At 70.9% G+C, this 17,651-nt stretch carries 16 protein-coding genes; 6 read left to right on the top strand and 10 right to left on the bottom strand.

Annotation, left to right across the window (positions count from 1 at the left end; genetic code table 11):
• Positions 1-326: 326 nt before the first annotated feature.
• The 3 genes from AC3RJ6_RS07185 to AC3RJ6_RS07175 all read left to right on the top strand — a co-directional run bounded on the left by AC3RJ6_RS07185 (position 327) and on the right by AC3RJ6_RS07175 (position 4,319).
• A complete protein-coding gene (locus AC3RJ6_RS07185) occupies positions 327-1,793 on the top strand; it encodes a DUF6421 family protein (protein WP_491426293.1) in 1,467 nt (488 codons plus the stop codon).
• A 121-nt stretch (positions 1,794-1,914) separates the two neighbouring features.
• Positions 1,915-2,586 carry an SDR family NAD(P)-dependent oxidoreductase gene (locus AC3RJ6_RS07180; RefSeq protein WP_491426292.1) on the top strand — a complete coding sequence of 224 codons (672 nt, stop codon included), beginning with the start codon at positions 1,915-1,917 and terminating at the stop codon, positions 2,584-2,586.
• A 116-nt stretch (positions 2,587-2,702) separates the two neighbouring features.
• Positions 2,703-4,319 (top strand): FAD-dependent oxidoreductase, encoded by a 1,617-nt coding sequence (locus tag AC3RJ6_RS07175; protein WP_491426290.1) that lies wholly within the window; start codon positions 2,703-2,705, stop codon positions 4,317-4,319.
• Between the two features lie 20 nt (positions 4,320-4,339).
• On the opposite strand, the gene AC3RJ6_RS07170 is transcribed toward AC3RJ6_RS07175, so the two are convergent.
• From AC3RJ6_RS07170 to AC3RJ6_RS07160, 3 genes are all read right to left on the bottom strand, one after another.
• Positions 4,340-5,161, bottom strand: a complete 822-nt coding sequence (locus tag AC3RJ6_RS07170) for a hypothetical protein (protein WP_491426289.1) — start codon at positions 5,159-5,161, stop codon at positions 4,340-4,342.
• Positions 5,162-5,302: 141 nt separating this feature from the next.
• The gene (locus AC3RJ6_RS07165) at positions 5,303-5,986 is read right to left on the bottom strand and encodes a DUF4232 domain-containing protein (protein ID WP_491426288.1); all 684 of its coding nucleotides are present in this window, start codon (positions 5,984-5,986) and stop codon (positions 5,303-5,305) included.
• Positions 5,987-6,176: 190 nt separating this feature from the next.
• Positions 6,177-7,463 (bottom strand): MFS transporter, encoded by a 1,287-nt coding sequence (locus AC3RJ6_RS07160; protein ID WP_491427140.1) that lies wholly within the window; start codon positions 7,461-7,463, stop codon positions 6,177-6,179.
• An 88-nt stretch (positions 7,464-7,551) separates the two neighbouring features.
• On the opposite strand from AC3RJ6_RS07160, the gene AC3RJ6_RS07155 reads away from it, so the two are divergent.
• Complete coding sequence (locus AC3RJ6_RS07155; RefSeq protein WP_491426287.1) at positions 7,552-7,938, top strand: phage holin family protein; 387 nt, start codon at positions 7,552-7,554, stop codon at positions 7,936-7,938.
• A 181-nt stretch (positions 7,939-8,119) separates the two neighbouring features.
• On the top strand, positions 8,120-8,962 hold the full coding sequence (locus AC3RJ6_RS07150) for a PIG-L deacetylase family protein (RefSeq protein ID WP_491426286.1): 843 nt from the start codon (positions 8,120-8,122) through the stop codon (positions 8,960-8,962).
• A 34-nt stretch (positions 8,963-8,996) separates the two neighbouring features.
• Here AC3RJ6_RS07150 and AC3RJ6_RS07145 read toward each other — a convergent pair whose 3' ends face one another.
• The 7 genes from AC3RJ6_RS07145 to AC3RJ6_RS07115 all read right to left on the bottom strand — a co-directional run bounded on the left by AC3RJ6_RS07145 (position 8,997) and on the right by AC3RJ6_RS07115 (position 15,770).
• Positions 8,997-10,130 carry a HoxN/HupN/NixA family nickel/cobalt transporter gene (locus AC3RJ6_RS07145; RefSeq protein WP_491426285.1) on the bottom strand — a complete coding sequence of 378 codons (1,134 nt, stop codon included), beginning with the start codon at positions 10,128-10,130 and terminating at the stop codon, positions 8,997-8,999.
• Complete coding sequence (locus AC3RJ6_RS07140) at positions 10,070-11,146, bottom strand: sulfite oxidase (protein WP_491426284.1); 1,077 nt, start codon at positions 11,144-11,146, stop codon at positions 10,070-10,072. The genes AC3RJ6_RS07145 and AC3RJ6_RS07140 overlap by 61 nt, the downstream gene beginning before the upstream one ends.
• A gap of 26 nt (positions 11,147-11,172) precedes the next feature.
• The gene (locus AC3RJ6_RS07135; protein ID WP_491426283.1) at positions 11,173-12,039 is read right to left on the bottom strand and encodes an enoyl-CoA hydratase/isomerase family protein; all 867 of its coding nucleotides are present in this window, start codon (positions 12,037-12,039) and stop codon (positions 11,173-11,175) included.
• Positions 12,040-12,063: 24 nt separating this feature from the next.
• Positions 12,064-13,404 carry a Dyp-type peroxidase gene (locus AC3RJ6_RS07130; protein ID WP_491426282.1) on the bottom strand — a complete coding sequence of 447 codons (1,341 nt, stop codon included), beginning with the start codon at positions 13,402-13,404 and terminating at the stop codon, positions 12,064-12,066.
• Position 13,405: 1 nt separating this feature from the next.
• On the bottom strand, positions 13,406-14,554 hold the full coding sequence (locus tag AC3RJ6_RS07125) for a DUF4331 family protein (protein WP_491426281.1): 1,149 nt from the start codon (positions 14,552-14,554) through the stop codon (positions 13,406-13,408).
• Between the two features lie 5 nt (positions 14,555-14,559).
• Positions 14,560-15,105: a hypothetical protein gene (locus tag AC3RJ6_RS07120; protein WP_491426280.1), complete on the bottom strand. Its 546-nt coding sequence runs from the start codon at positions 15,103-15,105 to the stop codon at positions 14,560-14,562.
• Positions 15,106-15,242: 137 nt separating this feature from the next.
• Complete coding sequence (locus AC3RJ6_RS07115; RefSeq protein ID WP_491426279.1) at positions 15,243-15,770, bottom strand: EXPERA domain-containing protein; 528 nt, start codon at positions 15,768-15,770, stop codon at positions 15,243-15,245.
• Positions 15,771-16,066: 296 nt separating this feature from the next.
• On the opposite strand from AC3RJ6_RS07115, the gene AC3RJ6_RS07110 reads away from it, so the two are divergent.
• Positions 16,067-17,470 (top strand): HNH endonuclease signature motif containing protein, encoded by a 1,404-nt coding sequence (locus AC3RJ6_RS07110; RefSeq protein ID WP_491426278.1) that lies wholly within the window; start codon positions 16,067-16,069, stop codon positions 17,468-17,470.
• Positions 17,471-17,651 lie beyond the last annotated feature (181 nt).

Raw genomic sequence — 17,651 nt, 5'->3', positions numbered from 1 at the left:
CAATCCTCAAATTAGAGATCCGCGCGAGGCCCGACATCAGGAGGCCCACCGGTCTTCGAGTCGGTGTCGGCACCGCGCCCCACGGGTGGCGGCACGGAGCGGCATCGGTGCTGACGCTGAGGTATCCTCGGCAATGGCCCGGTCGGCGGCATTGCGCCGCATCGGCGATCTCGGTCGCCGAATCGGGCCGCAACGCATGATTCCCGCGTCAGGGCGCAACCATTCGCGAGGGGATGCCTCGTAGCCTTGAGTTGTGCGGCGATTCATGCCGCGCGCCATCAACCAACTGCTGCACCAGATCCCCTCAACGAGGAACGGAGGTTCACATGTCGAACATCACGATCGACCCCATCGTCGGCGAACCCGAGGTCCTCGAGGACGTCACGCCCGAGCAGATCGCCCTCGCCGACGGCGTCGAGACCGACCCCGCCTGGCACCGCCTCAAGGAGTCGGCGACGAAGCTCCAGTCGCTCCAGGTGAAGGACGGCTCGGTTCCGGTCGAGGGCGACAAGCCCGAGGCATCCGCCCTCGTCGACGCCATCGTCGAGTCGGTCGCGGCGCTCGCGCCGCGCTTCCCGCACGAGGCCGCGTACCTCGCCGCCCTGCAGGCCGACTTCCGCAAGTGGCAGGCCGAGGGCCTCGAGGTGCCCGACTTCCTCGACTCGCTCGTCGAGTTCCAGCCGCAGCGCCACCGCATCGACGGCATCCGCCACCTCGTCGTGTTCCCGATGTACACGCAGAACGGCTCGCTCGACCGTCACGTCGAGGCGCTCGTCGTCGAGACCATCTGGCCCGAGTTCATCGCCGCCCTCGAGGCCGGCGACTACGGCAACAAGCTCTTCGTCTCGCTGCGCCTCGTCGACTTCACGCCGGGCTACGACACCAACTCGGCGGTGCTCTTCCCCGAGACGGTCGCGATGCGCGAGATCCCGCCGTTCACGTGGGGCGCCATCTTCCAGGACCGCGAGGCCGCCCGCTACCGCAAGGTCGTGCGCGCGGCGAGCGACATCACGAAGCTCGAACTGCCCGCCGACGCGGCCGAGATGCTCACCGACCAGGAGCTCACCGAGCGCACCTTCGTCATGTGGGACATCATCCACGACCGCACCCACATGCGCGGCGACCTGCCGTTCGACCCGTTCATGATCAAGCAGCGCATGCCGTTCTTCCTCTACTCGCTGGAAGAGCTCCGCTGCGACCTGACCGCGTTCCGCGAGTCGGTGAAGATCCAGCGCGCGCTCGACGCCCGTCTCGCCAAGGGCGAGGAACTCACCGACGTCGAGGAGCAGATGCGCTCGACCGGCAAGCTCGTGCAGTACGCGGTCATCTTCGACCGCATCTTCCGCTTCGCGATCACCGGCAACCGGGTGCGCAACTACGACGGCCTCGGCGGCCAGCTGCTGTTCGCGTGGCTGCACAAGAAGCACGTGCTCGAGTGGCGCGACGTCGAGCTCAGCTTCGACTGGGACAAGGTCGCCGACGCGGTCGTCGAGCTCGGCGACGCGATCGACCTGCTCTACTGGGAGTCGATCGACCGCCCGAAGACGGTGCACTGGCTCAAGGCCTACGAGCTCGTCTCGTCGGTCGTCACGCCGAACCCCGCCTCGGTCTGGGCCGAGGGCCTGCCGCGCGAGGTGCTCGCCGGCCCGCCCAAGGGCTACACCGACCTCGTGATGGACGACGAGTTCCCGCTCTCGATGTTCTTCGAGGCGCTCGACAAGAAGATGAAGCCCGTCATCGAGTCGACCGTCGGCATCACGGCGCAGTACCAGTCCACGGTGGGCGAAGCCTGATCCACCCCACCGGTGGTCGAGTAGCGACGAAGGAGCGTATCGAGACCTCGTAATCTGGTCTCGATACGCTTCGCTACTCGACCACCGAGTTGTGTCCGCCCCAGCTCGAAGAGGAGCCCACATGACCGACACCACCGAGCCCACCGGCGTCGCAGGGCGCGTCGTCCTCATCGCGGGCGCCACGAGCGCCTCCGGCCGGACCGTCGCCCGCAGGCTGCTCGACGCCGGTGCGCGCGTCGTCGCCGTCGGCAGCGACCGCGGCCGGCTCGACGAGATGGCGGCCGAGCTGCCGGGCATCGTGACCGAGGTCGCCGACCTCACCGACCAGATGCAGGTGTGGCCGCTCGCGATGCGCGTGCACGGTCGGGTGGGCGACGTCGACGGCATCATCCACCTCGTCGGCGGCTGGCGCGGCGGCGGCGGCATCCCCGGGCAGACCGAGGAGGACTACCGGGTGCTCGAGCGCTCGTTCTCGTCGCTGCGCCACGTGAGCCGCGCGCTCTGGGACGACCTCGTCGCCTCCCCCGCCGGCCGCATCGCGATCGTCTCGTCGACGACCGTCGAGCACCCCACCGCGGGCGGGGCGAACTACACCGCCGTCAAGGCCGCGAGCGAGTCGTGGATGCAGTCGCTCGCGCACGGGCTCGGCAAGGAGGGAACCACGGGTGCCGCCGTCACCTTCCGGGTGAAGGCGCTCGCCGGTCTTGAGGACCGGCTCGCCGACGAGGTGGTCGGCCTCTGGTCGCAGGATGCCTCGGAGCTGAACGGCCGCGCCGAGACGCTGTCGGCCTGAGCCCGGCAGGACGCCCCCGCCCCGCGTCGCACGCGAACTGGGGGTGCGCCGCCCGTTGACGACGCCGACCCCCGTGGCTAGCGTCGCGTCATGGACGCGGCCGCGGGCGGGCAGGCATGATCACGATCGACGAGCTCCGCGCGATCCCCGCGTTCGCACGGCTCTCGCCCGAGGCGATCGACTACCTCGCGCGCTCGGTCGAGGACATCCACCTCACGCCCGGCGAGTACTTCGCCCATGAGGGCGACGAACGCGCGCTCTTCATCGTCATCGAGGGGCGGGCCGAGCTCACGAAGGTCGTGAACGGCGAGGAGCGCGTGATCGGCGAGCGCGTGCCCGGACGGTTCTTCGGCGAGGTTCCCATGACGCTCAGCACGCCGTTTCCGGCGAGCGGCCGCGCCGCCGAGCCGACACGCGTCATCAAGCTCGACGTGACCGTGTTCTACACGCTCGCCGCGATGGCCCCGTCGGTGCCCGCGTTCGTCGCCTCGCTGGCCCGCCGGTACCTCGACTGGCTGCAGGCGGTGGCCGCCGAGCAGGCCGGACCCGAGGTTCGCGTGATCGCCCCGCGCGCCGACCGGCGCGCGCACGAGCTCATGGGCTTCCTCACGCGCAACCAGGTCGCCTTCGAGCACGTTCCCCGCGAACCGGCCGACGGCGTACGACACCCGATCGTGGAGCTGCCCGACGGCACGCGGCTCGAGCACGCCGGCCTGCGCGAGATCGCCGCCGCCGTCGGCCTCGAGGTCGACCCGTCGCGACGCGACTACGACGTCGTCATCATCGGCGCCGGTCCGGCCGGGCTCACGGCCGCCGTGAACGCGGCGGCCGAGGGACTGCGCACGCTCGTGATCGAGCACCTCGCACCGGGCGGGCAGGCCGGCACCTCGACGCGCATCGAGAACTACACGGGCTTTCCCTACGGCATCTCGGGCGACGAACTCGCGAGCCGTGCGCTCAAGCAGGCGAGGCGCCTCGGTGCCGAGCTCGTGGTCACCCGCACGGCCGAGTCGCTCCGCCCGCGGGAGCGGGCGATCGTGCTCGACGGCGGCGACGTGCTCACCGCCCCCGTCGCGATCGTCGCCACGGGGGTCGAGTGGCGCACACTGCAGGTGCCCGGCATCGAGCGGTTCCTCGGCGGCGGCGTCTACTACGGCGCCGCGCGCAGCGATTCGGCCGTCGCGCGCGGTGCGGACGTCGCGATCGTCGGCGCCGGCAACTCGGCCGGGCAGGCGGCGCTCTTCTTCTCGCGATTCGCCCGGTCCGTGACGATGCTCGTGCGCGGCGAGACGCTCGCGACGAGCATGTCGCGCTACCTCATCGACCAGATCGCGGCGAACGACGGCATCCACGTCGAGACGCGGAGCGAGATCGCCGCGGTGCGAGGGGGTCGCTCGCTCGAGGCGGTCGACGTGCTCGACCGCGCGACGGGAACGAGCACCGAACGGCCGTTCACGACGGTGTTCGTGATGATCGGCGCCGACGCGGTCACCGAGTGGCTGCCGCCCGAGGTCGCGCGCGACGAACACGGGTACGTGCTCACGGGCGCCGAGGCGGGCGCGACCCCGCAGTGGGTGCACGAGCGCCGGCCGTTCGGCCTCGAGACGAGCGCGCCGGGCGTCTTCGCCGTCGGCGACGTGCGCTCGGGCTCGGTGAAGCGGGTCGCGGCCGGCGTCGGCGAGGGCGGGATGGCGATCGCATACGCGCACCAGTACCTCGCGCTCGACCACTGACCGGTCGCCGAGTGGCGCAGTCAGCGCTGGGGGGCCGCGGATGCCTCGGGGTCGGTCGGCGACCCCGCACCGGGTGCGACCCCCGCGCCCGCTTCGGGTGCGACGTCTCCCCCGTCGGGCGCGGCGTCGCCCGATTCGGGAGCCTCGGGTGCGGGCGACGCCGCCTCGCGATCCTGTTCGACGGCGACCACGAGGCATCCCTCGCTGCTCTCGCTGCCGTAGAGGGCCTCGCGCCAGGCGGCCTGCTGGTCGGGCGTGAGCTGCTCGGGCATCGCCGGCGCGAGCGACTCGGGATCGGGCGACTCGGCCTCCCACCAGGTCCAGTGACGGTACTCGAACCCCGCCTCGGTCATGCAGTCGCGCACGAGCTGCTGGAACGCCAGCCACGCGGCCTGCTCCTGCTCGGTGGGCTCGGGATCAGCCGGCGGCGCGGTCGGCGTCGGCAATGCCGTCGCGCGTCCGTCGTCGCGCGGCTCGCGATCGCTGGGCGACATCGGGTCGCCGGGGTCGGGAGTCGCCGTACGATCGGGCGCCGGCAGTCGTGCCCGGCCGCGGTCGCGCTCGGATGCTCCCGGCCGGTCGGTCGAGCGCGCGTCGACGGCGGCGCGCCCGTCGCCCGCACCGGCCTCGCCAGATTCGGCCGCGCCGTCGGCGGCACCGCCCTCCGCACCGGGTGACGGAGTGCCGGAGCCCGCACCGGGGGCGAGCTCATCGACGGCACCCGGCTGCACGCGCGCGTCGTAGAGCACGGGAGCCCCGGTGCGGGCCGCGGCGATGCCGAGCGACAACGAACCGACGAGGAGCACGGCCATCGCGGCGCACAGCAGGAGGACCTTGCGCACGCGGCACCTCCTCGTCGCATCCCTGCGGCGGCCGTTCCGCCGTTCGGGCGTCCGGCCATGCTACGTGACCCCCGAACAGGGGACAACCCCCTCGGGAGGTTTCAGCCGAGCTTCGACGGAACCGAGCGTCGGGCGAGCCGATCAGCCCGCGACGAGCGGCGAGATCGTCATCGTCGAGGTCGAGCCGTCGCAGACCGTGATGTCGTACGCCGCATCGACGCCTGGGCCGTCTCCGTCTGCCGTGAGCCTCGCTCGGAGTCCGGTCGCATCGACCTGCGCACAGTCGTACGCGCCCGCCTGGGACGCGCGCACGTGCGCCGTCGCGACACCGCCCGGCTGCACGACGACGAGCGTCGAGGCGACACCCCGGTCGGCTGCGGCGGCCGCCCCGACCTCCGCACCGCCGGCGTCGAGCGCGACGAGCCCCGGCCACCCGTCGAAGGTGCACGGGTGGTCTGATCGGTTGGTGAGGACGAGCCGGAATCCGAACTGCCCCGCGCCGGATTCGTCGGGCAGGGGTTCGACGGCGAGCCCGAACTGCTCGTCGACGCAGCTCGCCGCGACCAGCTCGTCGTCGGAGAACGGGTCCTGGTCGCGCGCGTCGACCCCGGTGCCGTCGGTCCCGCCGGCGGCTTCGCCCTCGCCGGCGGCGTCATCGGCGGCCGCGTCCTCGGTGCCGGGCGCCGTCGCCGACGCGTCGGGCACCGGCGAGGCATTCGCGCCGGGCGCGTCGGAGGGGCCGGGCGCGCCCGCGCAGCCACTGAGCGCGATCGCGCCGGCGACCAGCGCCGCGATCGCGATGCCCACCCGTACGCCGGTCACCATGCGCCCCCTCGTCTCGCCGGCCCGTCGACCGACCCGAACCGCGTCGAACCTCGTCGAACCATGTCGAACCTCGTCGACGTCGAACCGTGTCGAATCTCGTCGACGCCACAGGCTAACGCCCGCGGCATCCCGCCGATAGAGGGCTGTCCCCGATGCGCCCGAATCGTGACGTGCGCCCGGGTGGTCGCGGTCAGTCGGCCTGCGGCCCGCCCGTCGCCTCGGCCGGGGACTCGTCGGTGACCCCCGTGGCCACGTCGGCGGGCGACTGCTGCCGGCGGCTCAGCCAGACGAACGGCGCAGCGAGCACCTGGAAGGCGCTGCTGACGAGCAGCGACCCCGGGTAGCCCCAGATGTCGGCCGAGCGACCGAGCACGGGCTGGATGACCGCACCGCCGGCGCTGCCCATGAGCGAGTCGAACGAGAGCACCGTGGCCCGCTGCGCCGAGGGGATCATGTCGTTGAGGTACGCCCGGCGCACCGGCCCGGCGGCCGCATCGACGAGCCCCCAGAGCACGAGCAGCACGAGCGCGAGCCAGAAGCTGCGGTTGAGGCCGAGCGCGACGAGCACCCCCGTGCTCACGATGAGGCTCGCGAGGATCGTCGTCGTACGGCGGCGGAACCGTCGGCGCACCCACGGCGCGAGGTAGCCGCCGATGACCTGCGCACCCGAGAGGATCGCCGCGGCGAGCCCGGCGATCGAGTACGCCTCCTCGTCGCCCCAGAGCTCGACGAGATACGGCTGCAGCGCGTAGAAGACGTAGAAGCCGACGCCCGTCGTGAAGAACGAGGCGAACATGAGGTAGCGCACCGGGGGTCGCCCGAGGCCGTACGTGAGCGAGGCCTTGAACACCGTCTTCGTCGCCTGCACCGGATCGGTGCGCCCGGCCGGGGTGAAGCCGAGGTCGTGCATGAGCAGTGCCGCGACGACGAACATGACGACGAGCACGCCGGCTCGCAGGAGGAACGGAACCCCGAGGTCGGTCGCCTGCGCGACCGCGCCGCCCGTGATCGAGCCGATGAACATCGCCGCGCCCGAGAGCGCGGTGCCCCGGCCGAACACGTGCTCGAGGCTGCCCGTGTAGTTCGTCGCCGTCAGCGCGTCGACGAGCCAGGCCTCGGTCGCGCCCGAGAAGAACGTGAACCCGAGGCCGAGCAGCACCGAGACGACGGCCCACGCCCAGAAGGGGGCCTCGATCACCCACATCCAGTAGTAGAGCGCCGTCGTGACGGCGAGGGTGAGCGTGCCGAGCAGGTACGACATGCGCCGGCCGAGCGTGTCGGCGACGACGCCGGTCGGCACCTCGAAGATGACCATGCCGACCGAGAAGAACGCGTTGGCGGCGAACGCCTCGAGGTTCGACAGCCCCGCGTCGAGCAGGAAGAGCGTGTTGACGCCCCAGATGAACGACGCCGCGAGCGTGTTGCCGATGAGCAGGGTGAAGTACACCGACTGCACTCGTCGCGCAGCATGGTTCACCGTCGTGGGCCCGCTCACCCGCCCATCATCCTCCCGACCGGCCGCGGGCGGAAGCGTCGCGCGCACGCCGAGGCGCTACGCTCGCGCCATGGTGCGCTTCCTCATCCGTCTCGGCGTCTCGCTCGTGCTCGCCGCCCTCGCCCTGTTCATCGCGTCGCTGCTGGTTCCGGGCATGCATCTGCACGTGTCGGGCTTCCTCGTCGCGATCATCGTGTTCGCGGCCGTGCAGGCGCTGCTCGAGTGGCTCGTCGAGACGCTGTTCCACCGTGGCGCGCCCGCCGTCGCGGGCGTCGCGGGGCTCATCTCGACCGCGATCGCGCTCTTCGTCGCCTCGCTCGGCGACGGCATCACCTTCGACGGCATCGCCCCGTGGGTGCTCGCGGCCGTCATCGTCTGGATCATCACCGCCCTGGCCGCGTGGCTCTCGGGCAAGTACCTGCTGCCGCGCATCGCGCCCGAGAAGCCGCGCAAGTAGCCCAACGAGGCCGGATGCCTCGGGGCCGGCGTCGACGGAAACCGAACCGGATTCGGCCTGCGCGCCCGGTCGGGTTAGCATGCTCGCACCCGAATCGGCGCGTGCGCTCACCACGCGCGCCGCATCCCGTGCCCCGAGCGAGACCCCGCCCCGAGGCATCCGAACCCGAAGGCACCACCCCATGCGCAAGCGCACCGTCGCGCTCATCGTCGTCGCCGCCGTCCTCGCCGCCGTCGTCGGCGGACTCTACTGGGCCGGCCGCAACCTCTTCTACGAACCCACTGCGACGGGCGTCGACTCGGTCGTCGGCGAACTCGGCGGCACCCGTGTGCTCGGCGTGTTCGCCCACCCCGACGACGAGCAGACCGTCAACGGGCTGTTCTGGCACGCCCACGAGGACGGCGCGTACACGGCGATGATCACCGCGACGCAGGGCGAGGCCGGGCACCAGACCCCGGTCGTCGCGCGACAGGCGGACCTCGGCGACATCCGCAAGGCCGAGGCACTGAAGAACAGCTTCAACCTCGGCGTCGACCGCCACGTCGTCTGGGACTACCCCGACGGCGGAGTTCCCGAGGTCGACGAAGCCGAACTCGTCGATCGCGTCGCCGCCGAGATGCGGCGCGTCGAGCCCGACGTCGTGGTCGCGTTCTGGCCCGAGTCGGGTGCGACCGGCCACGAGGACCACATGCGGATGGGCCGCGTCGCCGAGCTCGCGATCGCGAAGCTCGAGGCGGAGGGCGGCTCGTACACCGGACCGAGGCACCTCGTCTACACGATCAGCCCGTCGGGTGCGCTCGCGGCGTTCGGCGGCGAGACCGGCGCCTTCGTCGTCGCGAACCAGCCGAAGCCCGGATACGCGATGGATGCCGCGGTGCAGAAGAAGCACGAAGGGTGGACGATCCACGCCTCGCAGGCGAACTTCATGCAGGAGTCGTACCTCCTGCCGACCTGGCTCATCTACCTGCTGTGGGACCAGGAGTTCTACCACGTGCGCGATCTCGCGGCGGAGCCGCTCGCGTAGTCGGGCTGCTCAGAACCTCCTCGTGAACGGCGCGTCAGTCCCGGCTCATCGCGGTCGTGCGCCGACGGGCTCGCGCCGACATCGCGATGGCGGCAGCCCATACGAGCACCAACGCCGCGACGATGCCGATCCCGACCGAGTTCAGGTCGACGCCGCCCGCCCACGACCAGAGCCCGCCGTCCAGGTGCAACTGCTCGCCGACCAGGCCGACGAACTCGATCGTTCCGACGACGAACGCGACAGCGACCGACAGAGCCGTCACGGTCAGGTTGTACCGCATCCGCCGCCCCGGCTGCTCGAACGCCCAGCCGTAGGCACTGCGCATCACAAGGCCGTCGGCGGTGTCGAGCAGCGACATCCCCGCCGCGAACAGCAGGGGAAGCGCCAACAGCGCGTACCACGGGATGCCGGCCGCCGCGCTCGTCGCGGCGACGACGAGCAGGCCGATCTCAGTGGCAGTGTCGAACCCGAACCCGAACAGCACCCCGAGGGGGTACATCTGCCACGGGCGCCTGATCGAGCGGGCGGCGCGGCCGAAGACCTTCGTCAGCGGGCCGACCGGCCCCGCCGCGCCGACGGCCTCCGCGGACGTGCGGCCGGCGCGCACCGCGCGGAGGTCGCGCACGCCCGACAGCAGCAGCACGAGGTTCAGGCCCGCGATCGCGTAGAGGAACAGACCCGAGACGGTCGTGCCGACGATGCCCGTCACCTGATGCAGCGTCGACGAGCCGTCGGCGAGCGGGCCGACCAGGGCGCGCGCGCCCAGCGCGAGGGCCAGCGTCAGCCCGAGCACGACGCTCGAATGGCCGAGCGAGAACCAGAAGCCGACCGACACCGGGCCGAGACCGTCGCCGACGAGTTTGCGGGTGGTGTTGTCGATGGCCGCGATGTGATCGGCGTCGAAGGCGTGACGCAACCCCAATGCGTAGGCGGTGAGCCCGAGGCCGAACGCCGTCGCACCGCTCGTCTCCCACGACGGATCGAGGAGCAATACGATACCGACGAGGTGGAGCAGGAGGATCGCGGACGCCATCGCCGTGATCGACCAGAATCCTCGAGGCACGCGGCGACGCTGCGGCTCGACGGCGGCGGAGGTACCTGCCATCGTCACTCGACGTCGACGAAGATCACCTCGATGGCATTGTTGCCATAGCCGAGACGGTTCCACTCGGGCACTTCGGGCTGCACGTTGCCCGCGGCGTCGGTCGCGCGCACACGGAGCGTGTGGCGGCCGACCTCGGCCTGCCAGTCGTAGCTCCACTCCTGCCAGTGGTAGGGGCCGGTCGGTTCGGCGAGCGTCGCCTCGAACCACTCGCCGGCACCGGTCAGGCTGACCTCGACCTTCGTGATCGGGCCGGTGCCCGACCACGCCTTGCCCCGCACCGTGACCGTGCCCGCAGGCACCGTCGACTCGGGAACCGGCTCGGTGAGCCGCGCTCGCACGCGCATGAGCTCGACGCGCTCGGGCTCGCGATCGGCCCACTCGAACATGTAGTGCCCCGTCTGGAACTCGCCGGCGAACGGCTCGGTCAGCACATCGATGTGCTTGAGCCACTTCACGGACGCGACCGCGTACCAGTGCGGCACGACCATCCTGAACGGCGCACCGTGATCGGGGCCGAGCGGCCGACCGTTCATCTCGTACGCGATGAGGATCTCGGCGGCGGGGTCGGTCGCGTGCTCGAGCCGCAGTGAGCGGACGAAGCTCAGGTCATCGCGGTTCGTGTCGGCGAGCACCGGGTTCAGATGGTAGGCGCCGTGATCGGCGCCCTCGAACCGCACCTCGACAGCCTCGGCGGCGGGACCGGCCTGCGCGAGGACGTCGCTCAGGAGCGCGCCCTTCCACCGGGCCGTCGACACGGCGTAGTCGCCCCACGGCTCGCCGGTCGGAAGCGGCCGCATCTGCAGTCGTCCGTTGCCGGCGCACTCGAGCGTGACCGCGCGTTCGTACGCGGGCAGCGCTCGAAGGTCGTCGATCGTCAGCCGCAACGGCCGGGCGACGGCGCCGCCGACCTCGAGGATGCCATCGTGCTCGGGCAGTGGGAAGTTGCTGCGCACGTAGTGGAACTCGGTCGGCGTGATCTCGTCGACGAGACCCTCCCGGGGCGCCTCCGCGTTGTACGGCGCGGGGTTGATCATCTGCAGGCCCGCACGCGACGCGGCGAGTGCTTCAGTGGTGTCCATGGCGTACCTCCTCGTTGGTTTCGTGCTCAGAAGTCGGCGTCGAGGAAGACCGGGACGCGTCCGTCGTTGAATGCGCCGATGCCTTCGGCCCGGTCGGGGTGGATCGCCGACCGCCAGTGGGAATCCATCATCATCGAGATGGCCTGCTCGGTCGGTTGACCCGCCCCGAGCTTGACTGCCTCTTTGACCGCCTGGACGGCGGTCGGCGAGTTGCTCGCGATCTTCTCGGCGATGCGCTGCGCGGCAGCGGCGAGCTCGTGGTGCGCGTGGATCTCGTTGACCATGCCGAGGCGATGCGCCTCGGCAGCGCTGATCGGGTCGCCGGTCATCAGCATCTGCATGGCTCGGCCCGAGCCCAGCAGCCGGGGCAGGAAAACCGGCGAACCGCCGCCTGCGGACAGCCCGATCATGGCCTCGGGCTGGCCGAACACGGCGTTCTCGGAGGCGATGATGAAATCGCAGCTCTGCGCGATCTCGGACCCGCCGCCGTAGGCGAGGCCGTTCACGGCCGCGAAGACGGGCTTGCGAAGTTGACGCAACGAGTACAGCGTGCGGTCGAATGCCTGGCGCTGGCGCAGCCAGTCCTCCTTCGTCATCTTGTTGCGCTGCCGCAGGTCGCTGCCGACCGAGAACGCACGGTCGCCCGCGCCCGTGAGCACGACGACGCGCACCTTCGTCTTCACCGCAACAGTCTCGAAGGCCTCGGTGAGCCGCACGCCCATCTCGGTCGAGATGGCGTTGTCGGCGTGCGGGCGGTTGAGCGTGATCACGGCGATCTGCTCGTCGTTGCGATACTCGAGCAGTACGGGCGACTCGGGCTCCCGGGCGTCGGCGGGCGGCACGGGGAAGTCGAGGGCCTTCCAGCGGTCGGTGCCTTCGGGGGTCGCGGTCATTCGTGTCTCCTCGGTCTCGGTTCGTCAGGTCAGCTCGGAGAGCCAGCGCATCGCCGACCGGCTCGGGGCGAAGAAGTACTCGCCGCCCCGCGTCGTGACGAACGGCGGGATGTCGGTCAGTCGCCGCCGGATCGGCCGCTGCGGAACCGTGAAATCGGTGGCACCGTGGTGGTGGGAGCCGATCAGCGGGTCGACCTCATTCGGAGCGCCGATGAAGACACCGTCGTTGAGCCACTGGGTCTTCACGAACTCGAACTGCCGCTTGAGGTGCGCCCCGGCGAAGACGAAGACGATGCCGCGATCGGCGCCGTCGTCTTCGAGTTCCCCCTCGGGCAACGGCGGGCCGTAGCTGGTACCGCGACGGATCATGCGGTGCAGCCGCACGTTCACGCTGCCGTCGTCGTCGAGGGAGTCCCGTGGGTTGCCCCTGCGCGCGTGCGCACCGACGGGGCACTTGAAGCCGCGCGGGTCGTCGCCGTAGCGGAACGCGTTGTTGCGCGCGGGATCCGCCCCGAGCTCGTGGTCGTCGGTGTCGGGCGACACCGCGAGCGGAGCCCCGTCCTGCCAGCGTCCGACCATCTTCGCGCCGAGCAGCGCCTCCTCCTTGCGGTTGGCGGCGCGCTCGCGGAGGTACCTCCGGTATGCGGCGACGTCCGTGTGGAGCTTGCGCAGCACGACGTACGTGCCGTTGCGCCCCAGCACCTCGGGGCTCGGCATCGGCGGCAGCTCACCCGTCTCGTCGGGGTAGCCGAGCACGATCTCGCCGGCCCTGATGGGCGGCTCGTGCGGGTTCGACGGCGCCCGACCACTGCCCTCGACCGACGGCTGGCCGATGCCGTCCTTGAAGCCGAACGACGTGCGCCCGGTCGGCAGCTGGTAGCAGTCCTGGCGCCAGACCACGACGATGCCCGGCAGTTCGTCGTGTGCCCGGCGCGCCCGTTCGGCGACGGCCTCCAGCGCGGACGCATCGGACGCCAGCACGGCGATCGCGACGTGTGCCTCGCCGGTGCCGAACGGCGGTTCCCAATGCTCGGGGCCGCTCGGCCCGACGTCGCCCAGCTCGTCGGCGCGCGCGGCCATGCCCTCGCGGAATTCGGGGGCGAAGGTGCCGAGCGAGGCCGGCGGCACGCCGAGCGCCTCGAGGCCCCGGTACGAGAGGCCCACCGTGATCCACGCCTCCTTCGCGACGTCGGCCCCGGGCACGCCGGCTGCGACGAGCCGCTCCAGGCGCCGCATGAGCTCGCGCCCGTCGGCGGCATCGTCGATGCGCAGCAGCAGGTACGTGCCGACGTACGGCGACGGCCGTTCGTGCAGCGCCCCGCTCTGGATGTCGTCGAGCTCGAGAACCGCCTCGTTCCCGGTCATCTCAGTGGTGCTCCGGTTTCTCGGGCGGGTTCGGATTCGGCGCCGCGAGATACGGGAAGGTCTGCGACGACGGCCGGGAGGAGGCATCCACCCCGTCGCGGATCGCGGGGCCGTTGCCGCCGGTGATGAATGTCGTGAACCAGGTGTCCATCATGTCGTCGTTGAGTGCGCGGCCGCCGCACGTCTCGTGCTCGCGACCCTCGCGGGCGGCGAGCTCGATCTCGAGGAACGAGCCGTGCTCCTGGTAGGGCTTCGCGATGTCGACGACGAGGAAGTCGGCCAGCATGAGCTCGGTGAGCGGATGCACGCCGTCGACGAGCGGCCAGTCGATCTTGCCGTCGAGGCCGTCCCAGAAGGCGAGGTTGGCGTCGAGGCGCGCCCGGTAGGCGTGCATGTAGCCGGCCTCTTCGTGGAAGGCATCCTCCATGTTGTAGAGGTCGCGGATCTCGATGTTGCGATTGAGCTGATCGAACCGGGTGGCCGCGAGCAGCAGGTTCTTCACCTCGGGGCGACCGGTGCGCTCGATGCGGACGTTGAACACGCCACGGGTGAGCGTCTCGCCGATCACGGCGAGGAGCGTGTGTCCGCCGAGCAGCGCGCCGTCGATCTCGAGGGTGATCCCGAGCACGTTCTTGCCGTCCATGAAGATCGAACCCGGATCCGTGAAGGCGAGCTGTCCTGTCGCGACGGTCTTGAGGGCCGCCGGGGCATCGAGGATGAACGGATCCCAGCGCGCGCCCGCGAAGACGCGGACGCCGTTCGCCTCGGCCCCGGACTCGTCGCCGACCTGGAACGTCACGGTGTCACCCGACGGCGTCGTCACGGTGCCCTGCTGCGTGAACGAGCCGTCGGCGGCGCGCGCCGCCGGGTCGAAGACGATGTCGAAACGGAACTCGTGGCCCGGCTCGAGGTCGTGGTCGTGCGCGTGCGCAGGTTCGAACGGAGCCGGACCGTCCGTCGCGACTGCCTCGCGCACGCGGAGGCGGTAGATCAGCCCCTCGGAGAAGGCGTCCGTCACCTTGGCGAACGGCAGGGTGTTGAGCACGAGCACCAGGTTGCCGGGCCGCTCGGGGCTCGGAAAGGCATAGAGGTCGGTGATGTCGGCGATCGGGTTGGCCAGGGCGCGCGGCCCTGAGATGTGGTCCGACATCCGAACTAGTCTCCGGCCTCTTCGAGGAGCGGCGCCAATGCCGGGTGCGCGAGCGCCTCGGCCGCGGCCGGGTCGTCGAGCACCCGCTGGAAGGCCTCGTTCACGCGGAGCGCCTTGCGCACCTCTTTCACGGTGCCGGGATAGTTGCGCGCATACGCCGCCGCGCGGCGCTGCGCACCGAGGATGAACGCCTTCTCGGTGGCGAGGTCGGGCAGCCCCTCATAGCCCTCGGTGTGCTTGAAGATGACGTCGAACAGCGCGAGCGTCGCCCCCGAGTTGAAGAAGTCGTCCATGTAGGCGTCCCACGAGCCGTCGAAGCTCGTGATGAACGCGAGACGGGTGTCGTCGTCGAAGAGCACGAACCTGGCCTCGTGGATCGTCGCGACGGCCATTCCGTAGTCGCCCGGCCGATAGCCCGGGTGATTCTGCAGATCTTCGAGCGCGGCACGCAGCGACGGCCCATCGCCGGGCTTCACCCGGAAGAACAGACTGAACTCGTTCGTCGGGCCGACCGCGACCCCCGGACCTGACGACTGCGCTGCGGATTCCACCACGCTGAGCCTCCCCCTCATCGGACACCACGTGCGTCGACGCACGATGGTCACCTCATCATGCACCGACGACCCGCCGGTTCGATAGAGCCCCGTTCGCGGTTCCTCGGCACGACGCGCGCCATACGATGCGACGCTCAGAACCTCCTCGTGAACGGCAGCGGCTTGCGCATCCGCACGAGCAGCACGATCGGCACGAGCACGTACGGCAGGTTGAACGCGAGGAACTTCACGGGGTTCGTCGTCTGCCACTCGGGTTCGCCGAAGAACTCGACGCCGAACACGATGATGCCCGTGATCGTCGAGATCATCGTCGCGTAGATGACGCTCGGCAGCTGGATCCAGTTCCAGCCCCTGATGAGGCTCGTGACGAGGAGCACGTAGAACGGCATGTAGACGAACGCCGACAGGCCGGTGACGATGCGCATCCACGTCGGCGGCTCCGCGAACAGCGGGTCGGTATCGTGCGCGTACCAGTAGTTCGAGTTCACGAAGAAGTTCGACGACGGGTGCGAGATGTCGACGCCGAGGGTCGGCAGCAGGTCGCTGATGAGGCTCGTGATCGTGAACAGCGAGAAGATCACGATGAAGAACCAGTCGAAGGGTCGGTCGCGCAGGCGCAGGTTCGGTGCTGGGTTCGGTGCGGGCGGAGGGGCGGCCGTCATGGGTCGAGAGCGTACAGCGCGGATGCCTCGGGGTGCACGTGTCCGGGAGGCTCGAGTCCGTCGAGTAGGCGTGCAGCGTCGTATCGAGACCACGAGACCGTCGGTCGAGTAGGCGCGCAGCGCCGTATCGAGACCACGAGACCGTCGGTCGAGTAGGCGCGCAGCGCGGTATCGAGACCACACTGTGGAGAACTCCGTTCGACTCCCGCCTGTGGAGGACGAGTCGCTTGAAACCGCAGATCAGCCGCTGGTTCCAGGGCCGCCTGAATGTCGGTGGGTGGTGCTGGAATGGGTGCATGGCAGACCTCGCGGCAGCATTCGACGAACTCGCGTCGCTGCTCGATGCCGCGATCGACCCGGGCGCGATCGCGATGCTCGATGACGATGGCCTGCTGCTCGCGACCGGTGCGCTCGAGGGGTTCGGCCGGCTCGTCGACGCCCGCCGTGCCGCGTTCGCGGGCGAGATCGCCGACCGCAGCCGCCGCGAACTCGACACCGCCCGCCTGTCGGCGCGAAAGGGGTGTCGTTCGGCTGCCGAACTGCTCGAACGCGTCACCCAGATCTCGGGCGCTGAGGCCCGCCGCCGCATCACGGTCGGTGCCGCAACCCGGGCCCGAGTCGGGTTCACCGGTGAAGCCCTCGCGGCCGAGCACCCGCACGTCGCTCAGGCACTCGCCTCCGGGACGATCGGACTCGACGCCGCCGGGACGATCGTCCGCGAACTCGGCCGAGTGGGGCCGGCCGCCGACCCGCTCAAGGTCGACGTCGCGGAGCGTGAGCTCGTCGACGCCGCGCAAGGTGCCGGCGATGCGGCACCGATCAGGTGCACCGCCGACGAACTCACCATCCACGCCCGCGCCTGGGCGACGTTGCTCGACCAAGACGGCCCCGAACCCGACGACGAACGCGCCATGCGCCGCCGCGGCTTCCGCATCGGGCGGGCCCGCGACGGACTCATCACCGTGTCGGGCGAGCTCATGCCCGAGATCGCCGCGAAACTGCGACGACTGTTCGACGCGCACCTCGCCCCACGCGCCGGCGGCGGGTTCCTCACCGATGCCGAACGCGCCGACGTCGCCACCCAGGCAGAGACCCGCACCCCCGACCAGCAACGCCACGACGTGCTCGCCGCGATCATCGACGCCGCCACCCGATCGGGCGAACACCCCTCGATCGGCGGAGCTCCGCCGACCGTGCTCGTCAGCGTCCGCGCCGCCGACCTCGAACGAGGCCACGGCACCGCGCACGCCGACGGCATCGCGCAGCCGGTCTCGCTCCGCGCCGCCCGGCACATGATCTGCACCGGCGGCATCCAGGCCGTCGTGTTCGACGACGCCGGCCGCATCATCCAGCTCGGCTCCCCCGAACGCTGCTTCACCCCGCACCAACGCCGAGCCATCACCCTCCGCGACGGCAACTGCATCATCCCCGGCTGCAGCGTCCCCGCCGCCTGGGCCGAGATCCACCACGTCACCCCCGACCACCACGGCGGCCCCACCCACCCCGATAACGGGGTCCTGCTCTGCTGGTATCACCACCGCACCATCGACACCTCGGGCTGGGCCATCCGCATGCGACACGGCGTGCCCGAAGTGCGGGCGCCCCGATGGCTCGACCCCCGCGGCACCTGGCGACAACCGACCACCTCGCCCACCCGGCTCGCAGACCGAAGCGAACGAAGGCGACGAAGAACCGGGTGAGGCGTCGGCATCCCGACGATCGGTGCCGCGCCCGCGCGAACGAGCCACGGCGGCGCGCCGCGAAGGGGCGGGCCGCCCCGCACGCCGGCCGCCCCACACGCCGGCCGCCCCGCACGCCCATTCGCACGGGATGCGGCCGCTCGGCGGCAGGCGCGGCCGCCGGCCACCGGTCGCCGGCCGC

Source organism: Agromyces cucurbitae (assembly GCF_058349945.1).
Note: the sequence above shows the minus strand (reverse complement) of the source record. Positions and strands in the feature narration are given on the sequence as shown.